This window comes from Micrococcaceae bacterium Sec5.1 (genome assembly GCA_039636795.1).
Lineage (GTDB): Bacteria > Actinomycetota > Actinomycetes > Actinomycetales > Micrococcaceae > Arthrobacter.
This window is the reverse complement of the sequence record CP143430.1, coordinates 961,127-979,228: the sequence shown is the minus strand read 5'-3', so window position 1 is coordinate 979,228 and position 18,102 is coordinate 961,127. Positions and strand designations below refer to the sequence as shown.

Sequence of the window (18,102 nt, the reverse complement as noted above, 5' to 3'; positions counted from 1 at the left end):
AGCCCCTTCCGACCATTCTCTGGCCTGACGGGGCTCGAACGTTTTGCAGTGCCTGGGATCAGCCTTCGCAGTCCTTGCAGTACTTGAGGCCATTCTTTTCCAAGGCAACCTGGGACCTGTGGCGGACCAGGAAGCAGGAAGAACACGTGAATTCGTCAGACTGTTCAGGTACCACCACAACGGTCAGTTCTTCACCGGAAAGATCGGCGCCCGGGAGGTCGATGCCTTCCGCGGTGTCGTTTTCGTCGATGTCGATGACTGCAGTCTGGGCACCGGTGCCGCGGGACGCCTGAAGAGCCTCAAGCGAGTCCGCGGGAGTCTCTTCTTCTGTCTTGCGGGGCGCGTCGTAATCAGTAGCCATTGGGTTCGCTTTCGTTGCTGCATAGTGCCATTTCAGGCACCTCAGTGAAGCAGTTTAGGGCATAGCATCCGCGTTGGACGAAAAGTGTGCCCAAAACAACATTCAGCAGCTTTCAAGCCAACCTTCAGGGGTTACGACGGGTCATTCCCGAGTGGGATTGAATGGCCTGCGCACTGGCAACCGTGACCCCACTAAGCGCCGGAAGCCACGTCCAATCGGCGGGCCGGCCGTGACCCCCTCGGTCGCCGGGATCGTTTGCCGGTTCCACGCAATCCAGGACGTATGCGGCCTCAATCCATTGGCCGATCTTGGAGCCGATCTTCGCGCATTGTTTAGCCAACCAGGATGCTTTCATGCGGCAAAGTTATCCGGGCGTCATGTGGGGCTGGTTTCTGCGGCGTCACGGGCTTGTTAACTCCCCCTTTGCTGGGCTTAGTCCTGCAAAGCCTGCTTAGTCCCGCAAGGCCTGCTGCACGATGTACTCCGCAATCGCCATCGACGACGTAGCCCCCGGCGACGGTGCATTCCGCACCAAAACCGTGTCCCGGCGTCGTGAAATCACAAAATCATCCACCAGTGAACCGTCAGCGTTCATGGCTTGGGCACGGACACCGCGTGTGCCGGGAAGAATAGTGGCACCCTCCAATGAGGGAACAAAGCGTACGGCCTCCTTGATGAACTTCTTCTTACTGACGACGGTCTGGAATTCGCGAACCGCCGACGGCACATTCTGGCGGGCAAAATTCCAGAAGCCTGGAAACAGCGCGTAATTCAGAACGTCCCGCAGATCGACGTCCTTCCAGGAATAGGCCTCGCGTCCCAAGGAGATGAATGCGTTGGGGCCCAGCATCATTTCGCCATCGATCCTTTTGGTCAGGTGCACGCCAAGGAACGGATGCTTGGGGTCCGGCACAGGATAAATCAAGCCCCTCACTTGTGCGCGGGTTTCCTTCCCGAGGAGGAAGTATTGCCCAAAGAAGGGAACGATTCGCGGCGTTGCGGACTCCCCGGTCGCTTTCGCCAACCGGTCCGATTGAAGCCCGGCGCAGGCCACCACAAGGTCGTAGTGCTCGCCTCCGTCCTTCGTTTGGACCACAACGCCGATCCCCTGCTGTTCCAGTGAGGCGACTTCCTGTCCAAGCCGGATTTGCCCGCCCGCCTCACGGACGTCGTCGGCGAGCGCATTCGTGATGGCCCTGTAGTCCACGATCGCCGTTTCCGGCGAGTGCAAAGCAGAAAGCCCGACGGCGTTCGGCTCCACCTCGTGTATTTGGTCGCCGCGCAGCATGCGTGCGCCCGGCACCCCATTGGCCGTTGCCCGCGCGAAGATGTCCTCCAGTCGCTTCGATTCTTCGGGGGTCTGGGCGATCACCAACTTCCCGCAGGCCTCGTACGGCAGATCTTTGGCGGCGCAGAATTCCTGAAGGAGGGCAACTCCCCTGCGGCACAGCGTTGCCTTCAACTCGCCAGGCTCGTAGTACAGGCCCGCATGGACTACACCAGAGTTGTGGCCGGTCTGGTGCTTGGCGAGCTGGTCTTCCTTCTCGTAAACCGTGACCTGGACGCCGTCGAGTTTGTTGGCCAGTTCCCGGGCCACAGCCACGCCGATAATCCCGCCGCCTATGACGGCGCAACGTCTGATGTTTTTCGGAGTTGTGTTCGTGGACATGGGAACTCCTCGTTAGGGACCTCTGCGTTGGGGAATGAAAAGGGGCGGCACTTGGCGTGCCGCCCCTTTTAGATGGTGCTTATGGGTGCATGAGCTGCTAGAAACCGCTGGGCTGGTCGAAACGCTGGCCGGCCGGGTTGGACGGCAGGAGCATCAGTACCAGCAGGCCCAGTCCACCCACGAAGGGAACCAGACCGATGAGGGCGAGCCAGCCGCTGAAGTTGCCATCGTGCAGACGGCGGACGATCAGCGCAATGGACGGAATGATCGTTGCCAGGCCGAAAATGACGAGCAAAATTATGCCCACGACAAAGCCACCTCCAGGCACTAATGTTCCGTCAGCTGAAACGGTTGCGCCAGCAGTGCCCAGGCCAAGGAAAATGAACTCAAGCACGAGGCCGATGACACCCAAAGCGAGGGCCACCCACCAGTATTCGCTGCGGCTCGCACGGCCCGTGAAGGCGGTGTACTTCTTGAAGAAACGCTTTACAGCGGCGCCAATGGGTGCGCCATAGTAGGGAGCCCACAGCGGCGGTTCGCCGGTCTGTGCGCCATACGGCTGGGTGTGCTGTGGCTGTTGCTGGTAACTCACGGTGTTCCCCCGGGGTTAGGTGTGAATGATGCAATGAGACCAAACTCAGTGATGAGTCGTTGCTCATCGTAGTGCTCTCCGCGGTATTTATGCAGGTCAATGGACAAAATTAACCGGGATTTAGTTCGGTGGCGGATTATGTCGCACCAATCCCTCTCTCACATACCAACCCTTTTAACCCAACGTTCTCTCACATAACTGCCGATTTTGAGGCATGCTCTCTCACATATCCGCCCTTTCTGGCCTATGTTCTCTCATGGAACTCCCATTGAGGTTCGACGGCGGCACTAGCCACGCGCCGTCGTCGTACGTCATCCGTCAGATTTCTTACGCTCCAGCCGTGCCAGATCAAACTTATTGGAGGCGCCGGTTTTCCGCAGAAGACTGGAAATGTGCGAACTCACCGTTTTCTCGCTGATAAACAACGATTCAGCAATCTCCCTGTAGGTTCTGCCTGCAACGACATAGTCGAGGATGGTTGCCTCGCGTGCCGTCAACCCATGGCGGTTGCTGACTTCAGGGTTGGGCCGTGTGATGGGCGTTAGCGAGATCTTGGCTTGGTCAGCGAGTTGCTCCAAAACCCTCTGCACGGGAACGGCTTGAAGATCGCGCGCCAGTTGAAGTCCCCTGCGGAGGATCTGCGAGGCTTGGGCCTTGGCGCTGTGGCCCTGCAGGAGGAGCGATTCGGCGGCGCGTTGGCATGCATAGGCATGTTCCCAAGCCAGGGAAGCGTCCCTGCAGGCATCAGCAGTGTGAATCCAAGCATCGGCATTGGCGTGATCTCCCCGTGCACGGCCAAGTTCCGCGGCATAGAGGCTTTCGAAGGCAAATACTTGGCGTTGATACAGCTCCGATTGTTCTCCAGGCTCGTTGAAAACATGAGGAAAGCGCTCTTCAAGTTGAACCACTTCGGACAGAAATCCAGCGGTTGGCGTTCCTTCGTCCTTGGCATTTTGGACGAGATCGGCGAGAGCCCTGGCCGCCAAGGGCAGCAACCACTCGCACATGGTAGGTGGTGGTCCGGGGCGCAGGGCGCCAGTCATGGCAGCTTCGAGCGAGGCCTCCGGCTGGCCGGCAAGAGCATGGACCTCTGAACGGATCGCCGCGAAGTTGAGGTTGAGATAGGCCTCAGTGTTGTCATTCACTTCTCCAGCGCGGGCTAAATGGACAAAAGCATCCTGCGTCCGTCCTTGCAATGCATCCAGCCGTGCCGCCGTCAATCGGGCGCTCACATCCCCCATTGGACCAGGGTCCAGGCTGATGGCGATACGCAAGGCCGTCTGCGCCTCGCGCCAGGAGCCAATTCCGAGGAAGCTGCCGGCTTCATCCGCTGCGATCTTGGAGATGTAGGAGTGGGGAGCCTCGTGTCTGGCAAGTTCCTCGCGGGCGATGTGGAGAACGTCCGCGTACTCTTGGCTGATCCAGCTCTCCTGGGAGTTGGCCAGCCAAGCCACGGCATGGAGGTACCCCCAGTAATCCTTGGCTCGGAGCGCCTCGTCCGCTGCGGATTTTGCCAGGCTGAAAGCCTCCTCCGGGTGCCTGGCGAAGAGCTCCACCATTGCAGCGGCTGTCAGCGCGTAGGACATGGGTATGGGGTTTCCTGTCAGGCGGGCAAGCGTAAGCGCCTGTGCCGCGCCTTCGGCTCCGGCATCGCGGTCAAGCCACAGCGCAGCGTGCGTATACTCTGCCAAAACCAGCGCGTGCTGCCAGCTTTGAGGATGAGCCGCAGAAAGCTGAACCGCCCGCTCCATCTCCGCCAGATCAAAGAAAGACCTTCCCGTGGACATCGACAGGTGCATCCGCCTCACCAGCCAAGCAGCAGTCTCCAAGGGTTGGGCGGTGGGTTTGGTGAGTGAGATCAATGATTCCAAAGCTTCCAGTTCAGCTTTCTGGTCACCGGAGCGGAATGCGGCATTCCTGACCTGCTCCCAGAGTTCACGGAGAATCTCCGGCACCATGCCCGCTTTGTCCGTGAGCTCCACTGCCCGACGGAACATTCGCAGGGCATCACCCCAGTTTCCGAGGTGGACATATTCCGTGGCTGCACGAACGGTCCATTGATAGGCGGACGCCCATCGTTCAGCGTGGTAGTGGTGTTCGGCCAAGGAGGCGATCGTCCCGGAAGTACGCTGTGGTCCCAATGACAAGGAGTTCTCATAAGCATCGGCAAAAGCTGAATGCCAAGAGCGCCTCTCCTCGCCGTCCATGCCCTGCTCGAGCATCTCCGCGATGAGTGGATGGTGAAACCAGTAAGTGCCGTCTGGCAGCAGGTCCACGATCCCCGCGGTCGCAGCTGTCTGCAGCATAGGCAAAACTGTTTCCTGGGCGATAGTTCCCCTGGCAACCGTGCGTAGTTCAGCAGCGTCTACCGATCGTCCGGCAATAGCCAGAATCCGAGTCAGTTGTTGCGCAGCTTTAGGTAGGCCCTTCCAGGATCTGAGGACGGCACCCCTTAGATCCGGCGGAAAGCCGTCCTCGAACCGCCTGCCGTTGGCTCTCATGCCCTCGATCAGGAGTCGGGTGAAGTAAGGGTTTCCGGCGGAGTGCGCGTATACCTCCGTAACCAGGGACTGGGGCGGAGGCACACCCAGCAGCCGGGAGATTTGGGTAGCAGTTGCCGGCCTGTCCAGAGGCCGAAGTGTCACGAGTTCCACGCTCGGCAGCCGGCGGATGTCCGTCATCCATCGCTCAAGAGGCTGGTTTTCCGTCGGGATGTCCGAACGGACAGTGGCCACAATGCCCAACGAACGGTCTGCGGGCCCCGCGATGAGGAACATCAGGATATCCAGTGTTTGTGGGTCGGACCACTGAAGATCATCGATCACCAGGAGCACGGGTCTGGAACTGCTGAGCGTGGTCAGCCACTCGTCAACGAAAAGCGGACTTTCCACCCGTGCTTCGACCATTGCGTTACTGCCGAAGGGCACTGGCGTCCCCAGCTGGGCTGCACCGTGGAAGGCCGAACGGAGGGCCTGAAATGGCACTTTAAGTGTCGTCAGCGGCAGTGCTGCCCCACTGAGAACAAGTACATCCAGGGAAGCCGTGGCACAGATCTGCCCTACCAATGCCGTCTTGCCTACACCCGCGTCGCCGGACACGATAAACGTCCTGGACGCTCCAGCGCGCACGGCGTCGACCATACCCTCGAGTTCAGCCAGTTCATCCTCCCGGCCCACCAGATCAGCTCCGTTGGATTTGGCCCTAGTAGCCACCGTTCAAGCTTCGCACCTTGCTGACCCATGGGGTAGATCCGAGGGTATTTACGGTGAGTTTAAGGGTGAAGTCCGGATGCCCCGGTATGAGGGCACGACGCAGAGTGAAGTTACCCACAAGCACCACTCAAAGGAACCTTGCCATGCGTGAACCTGTTAGCCCAGCCCGGCGTCTTTGCCTCGCCCTACTCTTCGTCCCGTTCGTTTTTCTGTCCCAAGGGCAGGCAACCGCGGACGTCCCCGAGGACAAAACCCCCACAATCTACGTCAACTGCCTCCTCGAACGGATCGGCACGCAACTTGTTCGCTGCGATAACCTCACCGGCGCCGGCGTAGACGCGCCGTATTGGATCCCGGAGCAAAAGTAACCCCGCCATGGATCAGCGGCAGGACGTGAGAGAACGTTCGGCAAAACACCGCGGGACGTGAGAGAAGAACCGCCAAAACACCGCTGGACGTGAGAGAACGTTCGGCAAAACACCGCAGGACGTGAGAGAACATCCGGGCTCAGGACGCGAACTGCTTCTTGAGCTCCACCTTGCGAATCTTCCCGCTGGCAGTCCGCGGCATTTCCTCAACGAAAACCACGGACTTGGGGATCTTGTAGCGGGCAAGCCGTCCTTCAAGATGCGAGCGCAGCTGCTCCTCGGTCAGGGAAGCACCTTCCAGCAGTGTCACGATGGCGCGGGGAACCTCGCCCCATTTGGGGTCGGCGACCCCAATGACCGCAACACTTCCCACCTCCGGGAGTTCCGCGATCACGGCTTCCACTTCGGCCGGATAGATGTTCTCGCCCCCGGAAATGATCATGTCCTTGATGCGGTCCGAGACGAACAAGAAGCCTTCGTCGTCCTGGAAGCCCATGTCCCCTGAACGGAACCACAGCGAATCAGAGTAACTATCAGCCGTGGCTTCAGGCCTGTTCCAATACTCGTTGATGACATTTGGCCCGGAAATCTGGATCTCCCCCACTGCACCGGGAAGAGCGAGCCCACCCATCGGGTCGGCAATCCGGACGTCGGTGAAGAAGTGCGGCAGGCCTGCGGAACCGGCTTTCTCCTTGGACCTCGAGGCTGGGAGCATCGTGGCGCCTGGGGCAGTCTCGGTCATGCCGTAGCAACTCGTGAAACCAATGCCCCGCTCCTCATACGCGTCCAACACGCGCTGTGGAACAGCAGACCCTCCACAGGTGAGCTTGTCCAGGGAAGTGAGGTCCGCCGTCGACCATTCGGGATGGTCGCAGAGCATCTGGAACGTGGTGGGCACGCCATTGAGCGTGGTGACTTTGTGCTGCCCGATCAGTTTGAGGACGCGGCCGGCGTCGAACTTGGTTTCGAGCACCACTGTGGCACCTTTGAGCAGCATCGGCAGCAGGCCCATATCCAGGGAGGCAACGTGAAACAGGGGTGAAATCATCAGCGCGACGTCGTTCTTGCTCAGGTCCATGTCCACCACGGTGTTGAAACAGTTCCATGTGATGTTTCCGTGCGTGAGGAGTGCGCCTTTGGGCTTGCCCGTGGTTCCGGAGGTGTAGAGGATCATCGCCGGGTCGTCCAGGCTCACGGCTACATCAAGCAGAGTCCCGGCTGCCGCTGAAAGTACCTCGTCATAACTTTCGACGCCGGATGGCGGCTTGACCGCGGCAGCTTGGGTTCCGGCGTCGGGCAGCACTACAAGCCGGTGTGTCACCGCAGTGTCCTCCACCGAGGCAGCGGCCACCGCTTCAAGCGCCCCGGCGCTGATCAGGACCCGTGCTCCTGAATCCTGAAGTTGGAACTGCAGCTCAGGGGCGGCGAGGCGGGTGTTCAGCGGGACGAAAATCGCACCCAGCAGCCCGCAAGCGAAGAAGGTCTCAACAAACGACGAATGGTTCTCACCGAGGTATGCCACTCTGTCGCCCATGACCACACCTCTTTCGTTCAGAGCGTTGGCGAGGCAATCGGTGCGGTCGGCGAGCTCCGTGTAACTCAGGATGCGATCCCCGGAAACGAGGGCCGTTTTGGGACCCGACTTGGCACGGCGACGGTGCAGCCAGGATCCAACTCCGTTGTTGTCCATGGTGCGGTGCTCCTAACTGACCGAGGTGAGGTCGTTGTTCTTAGATTCCCGCGTTAGCAGGATGAACACAATCGAGACGAGCGACATGACGGAGAGGAAGACCACCACGGGGAGAATGCTCTGTGCAGAATCCTTGTAAAGGCCAGCCACGATGCCCGGGGTGAAACCCGCACCGATCAAGGTCGCCAACTGGTAGCCGACGGCGGCACCCGTGTATCTGTTGGTGGTTCCGAACTGCTCGGAGACGAATGCTGCAAGTGGCCCGTACAGGGACGAGTGCAGAATGAGTGCCACCGTAAAAGCCAGGAAGATCAAGGCGATGTTGCCGGAGCTGAGCATGCCGAACATCGGGAACAGGTAGAGGATAAAGAGTGTCAACCCTGTGACCATGATTGGCCTGCGCCCGAAGCGGTCCGACATTCTGCCGCCCAGGAGCACAAACACGATGGAGATGGCGGAGGCTCCTGCGAAGGCATAAAGAACGCCTTGCTGCGGTGCGCCCTTGGAGACTGCATACGTGATCGAGAAGGTAGGCAGCACAACTTGGAGGCCGAAGCCGGCGGCACCTGCGAACATGATCATGATGAGGGCCTTCGGGCGACGCAGCACTTCCAGCAACGGGATCTTGCGTTTGGTGCTTTGGGCCCCCTCCTTGGCCACGGCTTCAGCAAAGATGGGGCTCTCGGAGACCCGCAGTCGCACGAACATGCCGACGATTAGCAGCACGAAGGACAACAGGAATGGCACGCGCCATCCCCATGCCAGGAACGCATCCTGCGGAAGCGCCGAGAAGATACCCATGACCATAGTGCCCAGTACCGCCCCTGTTGGCGCGCCCGCGTTGACGAACGATGCTGCGAAACCGCGCCGCTTGGGGTCGGAGTGTTCCAACGCCATCAGCGCAGCCCCACCCCATTCACCGCCGACGGCGATACCTTGGCACACGCGCAGGACCACCAGGATCACAGCTCCCCACGGGCCTATGATGCTCGCGCCAGGGATCAGGCCGATCAGGGTAGAGGCGATGCCCATCATCGCCATGGAGACGATGAGCATTCCCTTCCGGCCGATCCGGTCTCCGAAGTGGCCGAAGATGATGCCACCCAGGGGCCGCGCAACATAGCCGGCGGCGAAAGTAGCGTAGGCGGCTACGACGCCAACCCACTCATCAGTGCCCGCGAAGAAGACTTTGGGGAAAGCGACCGCAGCGGCAGTTGCGTACAGCAGGAAGTCGTAGAACTCGATGGTGCTGCCCAGATAGCTGGACAAAATGACCGTACGCGCTTCTTTGCGCTTCGCGGCCGTGCTCGGAGTGGCGAGTGCAGTGTGTCCTGACATGGCTGTTCCTTGGGAGAGGAGGGGTGGGTCTATTGAAAGGGGTTTACTTGTAGAAGCGGGCCAGGAATTCGGCTACGACGGCGGGGCGTTCCTGGCCTTCGATCTCGATGGTGGCGTTGACTTTGATCTGGGCGCCGCCCTTGACTTCGGTGACCTCGCCGATGCTGCCGTTCATGCGGACCTTCGAGCCGACCTTCACCGGTGAAGTGAAGCGGACTTTGTCCAGGCCGTAGTTGACCTTGGTGGTGACGCCGTCGACGTCGAACAGCTCGCCCCAGAACGGGATGATCAGGGACAGGGTGAGGAATCCGTGGGCGATCGGGGCGCCGAAGGGGCCGTCCTTGGCGCGCTCAGGATCGACGTGGATCCACTGCTGATCGTCGGTGGCGTCAGCAAACAGGTTGATCTGCTGCTGGGTGATCTCGCGGTAATCGGTAGTGCCGAGATCCTTTCCCGACATGGTGAGCAGGGTGTCGAAATCGACGACGAGATTGGGCATTGTTGCCTCCTTGGTGAGGTGTCTGTTGGTTGAGGTGTCTGTTAGTGCGTAAAGGCGCTGACGCCGGTAAGGGCGCGGCCGACGATGAGGGCGTTGATATCGTGGGTGCCCTCGTAGGAATAGACGGCTTCCGCATCGGCGTGGAAACGCGCGACGTCGGCGGCGAGCGTGATGCCGTTACCGCCCACCACTTCGCGGGCCAACGCGACGGTTTCGCGCATCATCAGGCTGGTCTGCATCTTTGCCAAGGCCGAGTCCTGGTCCCTGTACATACCGAGGGCTTGCTGTTCGGTCAACCGGATCACGAGCGAGATGGACGCCGTGATATTGCCCAGCATCCTGGCAAGCTTTTCCTGGATCAGCTGGAAGGAGCCTAGGGAACGGCCGAACTGTTGACGTTCGTTGACGTAGGCCAAAGCTGCTTCGAACGCTCCAGCTTGGATGCCGGTGGCGATCCATGCAACATCCGAACGCATAGCCCGGAGCATGGCGGCGACGTCCTTAAACGAGTTCACGTTCTGCAGGCGCATGGCCTCAGGAACCCGCACGCGTTCGAGGGTAATGTGTGCGTTCTGCATCATTCTCAGCGCCGTCTTGCCATGGATCTTCTCCACGGTGACGCCTGGCGCGGCCCGGTCCACGAGGAACGACTTGATCTGCCCATCTGCGATGTCACGGGCGAACACGCACAGCATGTCAGCTGTGGAGGCTCCCCCGATCCACCGCTTGACCCCGTCCAGAACCCAATAGCCGCCGTCGTCAGCTCCGCCATCGGGGCCAGCGCCGCCGTCGGCGACTGCTTCGAAACGGGCTGTAGTGGAGAGTCCGCCGGCGATGTCCGAGCCGTGGTCCGGTTCGGTCAGGGAGAACACGCCTTTGAGCGAGAATTCGATGACCTTGGGTAGCCATTCGCGCTGCTGCTCCTCAGAGGCACCCACTTGGATCGCGGTCCGGAAGAGCCCGGCCTGGGCCGTGTACCAGGTGGCCAACGAAGCGTCCGAACGTGCGAGCTCGAAGATCCGGAAGCCGTGGTAGATCCCACGCGCAGGCGACGCAAAAGGTTCCATGAGGTTCAGGTCGATCAGGGGCTGCGCCAACTGCTCCGGGAACTCGCCCCGTTCCCAATACTCAGCCAGCAGGGGCTTGGCCTCGATGTCCAGGAAGTCCCGCAACCGGGATAGCACCTGACGCTCGTCAGCAGACAACAGTGACTCGGCGTCATACCAGTCCGCTGCGGAGTAGAGCCGCTGTTCCACAGCACTCGCCGTCATCTCAGCCACCCAGCCCGAGCAGCCGGACGGCGTTGCCCTTGAGGATCTTCGGCCGGACTTCGTCCTTCAGTGGCAGGTCGGCGAACGCTCCGAGCCATTTTTGCGGGGTGATCAGCGGGAAGTCCGTTCCGAACAGCACCTTGTCCTGCAGCACAGAATTGGACAGCCGGACCAGCGACTCCGGGAAGTATTTGGGCGACCACCCGGAAAGGTCGATGAACACGTTGGACTTGTGCGTCGCAATCGAGTTCGCCTCCTCCTGCCACGGCACCGAGGGGTGGGCCATAATGATCTGCAAGCCTGGGAAGTCCGCGGCCACAGAGTCGAGCAGCAGGGGATTCGAGAATGCCAACTTGATGCCATACCCGCCGGGGAGCCCCGCGCCCATGCCGTTCTGCCCGGTATGGAAAATACAGGGCAGCCCAAGTTCCTGGAGCGTTTCCCAGAGAGGGTAGAACTGTTCACTGGACGGATCGAAGCCCTGCAACGAGGGGTGGAACTTGAAACCGCGGGCGCCAAGCTCAATGGCCTGATGCTTCGCACCGGTGATCGCGTCCTCCCCCGTACGGGGGTCCACGCTGCCGAACGGAATCAGCACATCATTGTTCCGGGCAGCACCGGCAATCAGTTCCGGGATGCTGTTGGGCTCATGCTTGAGCTGGGTCCGTGCGTCGACCGTAAAGACGACGGCGGCCATGTTCAGTTCGCGGTACACCTCCGCGATCCGGTCCAGGGACGGTGTCCGATCCTCGGACTTGAAGTACTTCGCCGACGCCTCAGTCAGCGCGTCCGGCAGGGATCCGTGCCCACAACTGTCCACCTCCACATGGACGTGCATGTCGATCGCATCCACTGTGGATGCGTCGATGCCAAGTTCGTAACGGTCGGCCATGATCAGCGGGGCCCTAAGCAGTTACAGCCGCAGGCTCGGGCTGGAGTTCTTCAGGCAGCGGCAGGAATTCCTCACCGTAGCTCTGCAGGACGTCCGCTCCAAAGAGGGACCCCGCGTTTTCGCGGAGCGCCTCATAGCTCCAACCGCCGTCGCGGTATTTGGTGCTGGCCGCCGTCGGGTGCGTCCAGACCTGCAGCCGGTCACCGCCGGCGCCGATCGCCTGCCCGGTAATCCCGGAAGCTTCGTCCGAGGCGAGGAAGGCAATAAGCCCAGCGACGTCGTCGGCGGTGCCGAATCCGAGGTCGTGACGGAAGAAGGACGGCATGGCCTCGCCGCGTTCCTCGGCGTCCACGGCCTTCTGGAAGTAGGGAACGGTCTTCGTCATTGCAGTGGCAGCCACCGGGATCACACTGTTCACTGTGACTCCCGCCTTTTTCATTTCAAGGGCCCACGTCCGGACCATGCCCACGATCCCGGCCTTGGCCGCGGCGTAGTTGGTCTGGCCGAAGTTCCCTCGCTGGCCCGTGGGCGAACCAATGGTGACGATGCGGCCCGAAACGTTGTTTTCCTTGAAGTACGCGAACGCCTCACGCACGCACGTGAACGTGCCCTTCAAGTGGACGTTGATGACCAGGTCGAAGTCCTCGTCGGTCATCTTCAACAGGCTCTTGTCCCGCAGGATGCCAGCGTTGGTGACCAGGATGTCCAGCCGTCCAAAGGCCTCAACAGCTCCAGCGACCAGCGCCTTCGCAGCATCCGTGGTGCCCACCGGAACCACGACGGCGGTGGCCCGGCCGCCGTCGGCCTCAATCAGCGCAACTGCTTCTGCGGCGGTCCCGGCGTTCACGTCATTGACCACGACGGCGGCACCCTGGCGGGCGAGTTCACGTGCGTAAGCGAGTCCAAGACCCTGTCCGCTCCCCGTGACGATTGCAACCTTGCCGTTCAAGCTCATGGCGTGCTCCTTCGCATGCAGTAACCGGCCGGAGCCGGTGGGGCCGATCCCACTACCCCGTGAGATCCTTGTCATGATCAATGAGATTACGGATCATTGAAAAAGTCAACGATTGTTTTTATTTATTATTGGAGTTGTCATGGGCCCGCAAAGCACCAACGTCGAAACACCGCGCCTCGCGGCAGCGAAGATTGGGAACGACGTCGGCCTGCTGCTCGCCAAGCTCCACGCCACAGGGTCAGTCCTGAATAACCGTGCGCTCAGCGACTTTGGACTGCGGGAAAGGTCCTTTTCAGTACTGACGCTCGCCTGCAGCGGACTCGAACCGACCCAGCGCGAACTCGCCGATTTCCTCAGCCTTGACCCCAGTCAGGTTGTGAGCCTCGTGGACGATCTGGAGCACCGGGGCCTGGTTGAGCGCGCACAGGGAAAACAAGACAGGCGCGCCAAGATCATCGTCTCCACAGCCGAGGGCCGTCGGATCCACACGAAGGCCCGCGCCGCCCTTGAGGTATGCGAGCAAACCCAGCTCGCCCCGTTAAGCGAAGAGGAGAACGCTCAACTCAGGGCATTGCTGAAGAAGGCTCTGTGGGGCTAGTTCCAGTCCGGGCATCGTCAAAGTGAGCGAATAATGCTCATGGCATTATCGGCCTCAGTGGTTGTAATAGCGACCATTAGTCGGGCCATAGGCTGAATGACGCCAGCATGGACATGTGCACAGTCTTCCGAAGCGCAGGTAGGCAACCGTCCATTTCGCGGCGCTCGGGCATGTGGCAGGATCAAGGTTCACATCCTGTCACCCGGAATGGACCATGAATCTCCCACTCTTCCACGACCCCCTCCAGGGCCGCGTCACCGTCGACGCACCCGTTCGTGATCCAAGGATTGGACGCGATGGCGTGTTCCGTCCTGAAGCCCGTACACGCATTTCTCCCCGCGCCACGCGACCCTCCCCCCACGCAGCCAAGTCGACGCGGAACACCAGACAGCGCGAAGTAGCCAAGGTTGCCGAAGACCTCCAGGCTTTGATTGCCAGGGCCGCCATCCAATCCTAAATGGGTGGTAACTGGCGCCGCCGGCCAGGAATAGATCCCACCCGGATGGGTACAGATACGGGCATACCCTTCGTAATCCATGCCGATCCTGACGGCAGGAGGTGTGCTGTGAGCAGGAGATCATCCGAGCATTGGGCGTGGCCTCTGGACACCCCCGACACGGTGGCTGTGGACGTGCTCATCCCTACCTGCAACCGCCCGGCCGAAGTGGCGGTTGCACTTGCCGGGTTGGCTGCACAATCCGAACCCTCCTTTAGCGTGGTGGTCAGCGACCAATCCTCCAACACTCCGGACTGGGACCATCCTGCCGTCGCTGGAATGGTTCGGGTGCTCCGGGCGCAAGGGCGACCGGTCAGGCTGCTCCGTCATATGCCACGGCGCGGGTTGGCTGAGCATCGGCAGTTTCTACTCGAGCAATCAACAGCGGACCGGTGCCTGTTTCTCGATGATGACGTCTGGCTCGAACCGGGTGTCCTTGAGCGGTTGAACCACGCATTGGATGAACTTGGCTGCGGTTTCGTAGGCATGGCACCGCAGGGGCTCTCGTATCTGGATGACAGGAGACCCGAGGAGACCGCCGCATTTGAGCGATGGGAGGGTCCTGTAACGGCGGAGCTGGTTCGACCGAACACTCCAGGCTTTGGCCGCTGGCCCCTTCATAATGCCGCCAATCTGAGCCATCTCAGCGCCGATCTTTCCCTGACTCCAGGCGAATGGGTGCCCTACAGGGTGGCTTGGCTTGGGGGATGCGTCCTTTACAACAAGCAGGCTCTGCTGGATTCGGGAGGCTTCACATTCTGGCCCAAGCTTCCCGCCGACCACGCTGGCGAGGATGTGGTGGCGCAGTGGCAAGTGATGGAGAGGTACGGGGGCGCAGGAATTCTTCCCTCGGGCGCCGTCCATTTGGAGTCGCCCACCACAGTGAAGGACCGCCGCGTAGAGGCTTACGACGTAGTGCTTGGCGTCCGACCCGACGCATGACATGACCCGGCAAGAGCGTTCACGAGGACTAGCATCCAGAGCATGAGTATCCGCATCGGTACCTCGGGCTGGAGCTACGACCACTGGGAAAATGTGCTCTACCCGCCGGGCCTGCCCACGGCCAAGCGCCTGGCGCATTACGTGGCGCGTTTTGACACGGTTGAGCTCAACGCAAGTTTTTACCGCTGGCCACGGGACACCGCGTTCAAAAGCTGGCACGATCGCCTGCCTGCTGGATTTGCGATGTCGGTCAAGGCACCCCGCGGTCTCACGCATGGGAAAAAGCTGTACAGCCCTGAGGTGTGGGTGGAACGCATTACCCGCTGCTGGCACGAGCTGGGTGACAAACGAGCCGTGCTGCTTGTCCAGCTTCCTCCTGATTTTGCCCGTGATGATGCCCGCCTCGACTACTTCCTGGCAGCCCTACCCCACTGGATTCGCGTGGCGGTGGAGTTCCGGCACGAAAGCTGGGACCACCCTGACGTATACGGATTACTTGAACGCCACGAGGCCGCCTACTGCATCATGAGCGGTGCCCATCTGCCGTGCATCCTCCGCGCCACCGCGCCGTTCGTTTACGTCCGGCTTCACGGACCAGATCCTGAGCACCTCTATGGCGGCTCGTATTCGGAGGAGGATCTTCGCTGGTGGGCGGATCGGATCCGTGAGTGGAACGGCTCAGGCAAGGACGTGTACGCCTATTTCAACAACGATGGCGGTGGTAACGCCGTGCGCAATGCCGACACTTTGCGATGGCTGCTTGGGATCGGCTGACTCGCTAAGGGTGAGCCAGCCGCCCGTCCTAGCTCAGGCGACCTCGCACAATCTCGCTTACGGTCTTGCCGTCGAAGCGTCCTGCAACCTTGGCAGTGACCGGCTTCATGACGGCGCCGATGGAACGCATTGAGAGTTCCTGCCCGTCGGCTTTCAAGGCCGCGATGGCTTCGTCGACGATGCCTTCCACTTCTTCCCGGCTTAGTGGCTTGGGGAGGTATGCCTCGATGATCTCAGCCTCCGCAACTTCCGCGGCTGCCCTGCTTGCTTCCCCGGCTTCGGTGTAGATGCGCGCGGTATCCCGACGCTTGGCAGCTTCCTTTTGAAGCAGTGACGTAACCTGCGCGTCGTCCAACTCGACGGGTGTTTTGCCCGACTTCTCCCGGGTGGTGATCTCACCCAGGACGTTCCGCACAGTGGTGAGCGCTGTCTTGTTGCCCGCCTTCATGTGGCCTACGACGTCTGCTTTGAGGCGGTCTTTCAGTGACATTGTGCTCCTTGAGTGGGGTTCCTACTTGCCATCGTAGTCAGTCCTCAAGGTCGACGGTGGCCGGAATGACCGTTCGGAAAATTTTCCTTGCGGAGCATTTAGTAAGCATGCTTAGCTTGTTGTGCCGCTGGATTTCCTGGACGGAACCGGCTGGCTCACCGATCGCACCGAGGAGCCTTAGCGCTACATGGGAGGGACAACCATGCATCTAAACGAAAGGGAGCGCAGGGTGCTGCAGCAACTCGAACGGGAACTTTTCATCCAGGACCCGGACTTCGCCCGGCAACTGGAAACAGGAATCCCTGCGCGCCGCCCTTATGAACCCCAGGCCCGCCACGTCTTTGGAGTAGCACTTGGCGTGCTGCTGATGCTGTTGGCCATACCGATTAGTCCGTCCCCCTTGGGATACTGCGGCTTCCTTCTGATGGCGTGGGGCTTAGTGGCCCATCACATTCACAAGTCCCGTTACATCCCCGGCTGAGCCTATTCCTTTTCCAGACTTGGCCGGGTTGTGGCCGGAGGTACCTCGGGACGACTTACGCCAGCGAGCTCCTTCTCGGTTGGACCGCTGACCACAACCTGCGCGGGGCTGTGCAGGAGGTACCCGTTGAGCCAGGAAAACAGGGCACGGACCTTCTGCTGTACCCCGGACAACAGGGCCAAGTGAACCAGGAGCCAGGACAAGAAAGCGAAAAGGCCCTGCAACTGGATTCGCTTGCGGCCAAGTTCTGCCACAGCAGCACCACGTCCAACCATGGCCATATAGCCTTTGTCGACGTAGTGGAAGGGAGTACGGCTACCCCCAGTAAGGTCGGCGAGGATGTTGCTGGCTGCCCATTTTCCGGCCTGTTGGGCCACGGAGCCGAGCTGGGGCAACTTTGCGCCTGTGGAATCGGTGATGTTCGCTGCATCCCCAATCACGTACACGCCATCCACGTCCGGGGCAGTCAGGTCTGGGCGAACATCCACACGTCCACCTTTCCCCTGCGTCAGCCCGGAACTGGCGATGAGATCCCCAGCTTTCAACCCGCCTGCCCATACAACGATCTGCGCGGGGACGAAGCTTCCATCTGCCAGGGCCACACCATCGCTTCGCACCTCGGTAACGCCCACCCCCATGTGCAACTGGACGCCCACTTTCTGAAGACGTTCGGTGGCGTAGCGCTGGGACTTCGTGGAAAACATGTTCAACACTCTCGGAACCAAATCCACCAGGTGTACACGGCAGCGCGCAGCGAGCTCAGGAGAGAAGTATTTGCGGACCATATACTTCACGTTTTCAGCCATGGCCCCGGCGGTTTCCACGCCGGTGGGACCTCCTCCGACCACTACGACATCAACAAGACCGTCCGAAGTTCTATCGGCCTGATCAAGTAGCCGCGTAATGGCGGTGCCCAGCCTGGTGGCGTCCGTAACGGAGTACAGCGGGAAAGCATGTTGCTCGGCGCCGGGGGTGTTGAAGAAATTGGGAACGGCACCTACCGCAATGACCAGGATCTCCGTCCGCAAAGTCACGCCATCGGCTGTGGTGACTGACCGTTGCGCAGCATCAATAGAGGCAATGCTCGCAGTCAGGACTTTGACGGTCTTGTAGCGGCGGAAAACGGAGCGCAGTGGGCGCGTAATGGCTGAAACCCCAATCTGGGATGTAGCCAATTGATAAAGGAGCGGTTGGAACTGATGGTAGTTATTCGAGTCAATCAGCAGGACGCGGACGCCCTTCCGGCCTAGTTTTTTGGCTGCCGCAACACCTGCAAATCCGGCACCCACAACAATGACTTGGTATGTGTCCTCCATGCCAGCAACTTACTTCACCGTGGGTCCGGACAACAGTGCTTGACGCTCTTCGCCTGTCCACAAAATTTCGACGCCGGGTGGCCGCCAGCGCGGGAGCGGAAGGCCGCCGTCGTGCGTTTATTCTCTGGTCCGTTGGGTACGCAGTGGGTAGTGTTCTG

The 18,102-nt window shown here is 60.5% G+C and carries 19 protein-coding genes; 6 read left to right on the top strand and 13 right to left on the bottom strand.

The features are described from left to right. Positions 1–58 precede the first annotated feature (58 nt). From VUN82_04715 to VUN82_04695, 5 genes are all read right to left on the bottom strand, one after another. The gene (locus tag VUN82_04715) at positions 59–361 is read right to left on the bottom strand and encodes a DUF4193 domain-containing protein (GenBank protein ID XAS73155.1); all 303 of its coding nucleotides are present in this window, start codon (positions 359–361) and stop codon (positions 59–61) included. A 124-nt stretch (positions 362–485) separates the two neighbouring features. Beyond that, positions 486–716 carry a hypothetical protein gene (locus VUN82_04710; protein ID XAS73154.1) on the bottom strand — a complete coding sequence of 77 codons (231 nt, stop codon included), beginning with the start codon at positions 714–716 and terminating at the stop codon, positions 486–488. 96 nt (positions 717–812) lie between these two features. Continuing rightward, positions 813–2,030, bottom strand: a complete 1,218-nt coding sequence (gene lhgO / locus VUN82_04705) for an L-2-hydroxyglutarate oxidase (protein ID XAS73153.1) — start codon at positions 2,028–2,030, stop codon at positions 813–815. A 97-nt stretch (positions 2,031–2,127) separates the two neighbouring features. Next, entirely contained in the window at positions 2,128–2,622 is a 495-nt protein-coding gene (locus VUN82_04700) for a DUF805 domain-containing protein (protein XAS73152.1), read from the bottom strand. A 311-nt stretch (positions 2,623–2,933) separates the two neighbouring features. Continuing rightward, positions 2,934–5,834 carry an AAA family ATPase gene (locus VUN82_04695; GenBank protein XAS73151.1) on the bottom strand — a complete coding sequence of 967 codons (2,901 nt, stop codon included), beginning with the start codon at positions 5,832–5,834 and terminating at the stop codon, positions 2,934–2,936. Positions 5,835–5,977: 143 nt separating this feature from the next. On the opposite strand from VUN82_04695, the gene VUN82_04690 reads away from it, so the two are divergent. Beyond that, positions 5,978–6,202, top strand: coding sequence for a hypothetical protein (locus VUN82_04690; GenBank protein ID XAS73150.1), 225 nt, complete (start codon positions 5,978–5,980; stop codon positions 6,200–6,202). A 139-nt stretch (positions 6,203–6,341) separates the two neighbouring features. Here VUN82_04690 and VUN82_04685 read toward each other — a convergent pair whose 3' ends face one another. From VUN82_04685 to VUN82_04660, 6 genes are read right to left on the bottom strand one after another with little or no spacing between them, the layout of a single operon-like run. Continuing rightward, positions 6,342–7,892, bottom strand: a complete 1,551-nt coding sequence (locus VUN82_04685; protein XAS73149.1) for a long-chain fatty acid--CoA ligase — start codon at positions 7,890–7,892, stop codon at positions 6,342–6,344. Between the two features lie 12 nt (positions 7,893–7,904). Further along, positions 7,905–9,230, bottom strand: coding sequence for an MFS transporter (locus VUN82_04680; GenBank protein ID XAS73148.1), 1,326 nt, complete (start codon positions 9,228–9,230; stop codon positions 7,905–7,907). Positions 9,231–9,273: 43 nt separating this feature from the next. Beyond that, the gene (locus tag VUN82_04675; protein ID XAS73147.1) at positions 9,274–9,729 is read right to left on the bottom strand and encodes a MaoC family dehydratase; all 456 of its coding nucleotides are present in this window, start codon (positions 9,727–9,729) and stop codon (positions 9,274–9,276) included. Between the two features lie 41 nt (positions 9,730–9,770). Further along, entirely contained in the window at positions 9,771–11,000 is a 1,230-nt protein-coding gene (locus VUN82_04670; protein XAS73146.1) for an acyl-CoA dehydrogenase family protein, read from the bottom strand. 1 nt (position 11,001) lies between these two features. Continuing rightward, positions 11,002–11,892: an amidohydrolase family protein gene (locus VUN82_04665; protein XAS73145.1), complete on the bottom strand. Its 891-nt coding sequence runs from the start codon at positions 11,890–11,892 to the stop codon at positions 11,002–11,004. Between the two features lie 13 nt (positions 11,893–11,905). Further along, positions 11,906–12,847 (bottom strand): SDR family NAD(P)-dependent oxidoreductase, encoded by a 942-nt coding sequence (locus VUN82_04660; GenBank protein XAS73144.1) that lies wholly within the window; start codon positions 12,845–12,847, stop codon positions 11,906–11,908. 139 nt (positions 12,848–12,986) lie between these two features. On the opposite strand from VUN82_04660, the gene VUN82_04655 reads away from it, so the two are divergent. The 4 genes from VUN82_04655 (at position 12,987) to VUN82_04640 (ending at position 15,657) form a co-directional block, all read left to right on the top strand. After that, positions 12,987–13,445: a MarR family winged helix-turn-helix transcriptional regulator gene (locus tag VUN82_04655; protein ID XAS73143.1), complete on the top strand. Its 459-nt coding sequence runs from the start codon at positions 12,987–12,989 to the stop codon at positions 13,443–13,445. A gap of 214 nt (positions 13,446–13,659) precedes the next feature. Continuing rightward, positions 13,660–13,902, top strand: a complete 243-nt coding sequence (locus VUN82_04650; protein XAS73142.1) for a hypothetical protein — start codon at positions 13,660–13,662, stop codon at positions 13,900–13,902. A 108-nt stretch (positions 13,903–14,010) separates the two neighbouring features. Then, a complete protein-coding gene (locus VUN82_04645) occupies positions 14,011–14,883 on the top strand; it encodes a glycosyltransferase family A protein (protein ID XAS73141.1) in 873 nt (290 codons plus the stop codon). Between the two features lie 42 nt (positions 14,884–14,925). Continuing rightward, a complete protein-coding gene (locus tag VUN82_04640; GenBank protein ID XAS73140.1) occupies positions 14,926–15,657 on the top strand; it encodes a DUF72 domain-containing protein in 732 nt (243 codons plus the stop codon). Between the two features lie 28 nt (positions 15,658–15,685). Here the strand turns inward: VUN82_04640 and VUN82_04635 are convergent, their stop codons facing one another. Continuing rightward, a complete protein-coding gene (locus tag VUN82_04635; GenBank protein XAS73139.1) occupies positions 15,686–16,147 on the bottom strand; it encodes a GatB/YqeY domain-containing protein in 462 nt (153 codons plus the stop codon). Between the two features lie 202 nt (positions 16,148–16,349). On the opposite strand from VUN82_04635, the gene VUN82_04630 reads away from it, so the two are divergent. Continuing rightward, on the top strand, positions 16,350–16,628 hold the full coding sequence (locus VUN82_04630; protein ID XAS73138.1) for a DUF3040 domain-containing protein: 279 nt from the start codon (positions 16,350–16,352) through the stop codon (positions 16,626–16,628). Positions 16,629–16,630: 2 nt separating this feature from the next. Here the strand turns inward: VUN82_04630 and VUN82_04625 are convergent, their stop codons facing one another. Next, the gene (locus tag VUN82_04625; GenBank protein XAS73137.1) at positions 16,631–17,944 is read right to left on the bottom strand and encodes an FAD-dependent oxidoreductase; all 1,314 of its coding nucleotides are present in this window, start codon (positions 17,942–17,944) and stop codon (positions 16,631–16,633) included. Between the last annotated feature and the right edge of the window lie 158 nt (positions 17,945–18,102).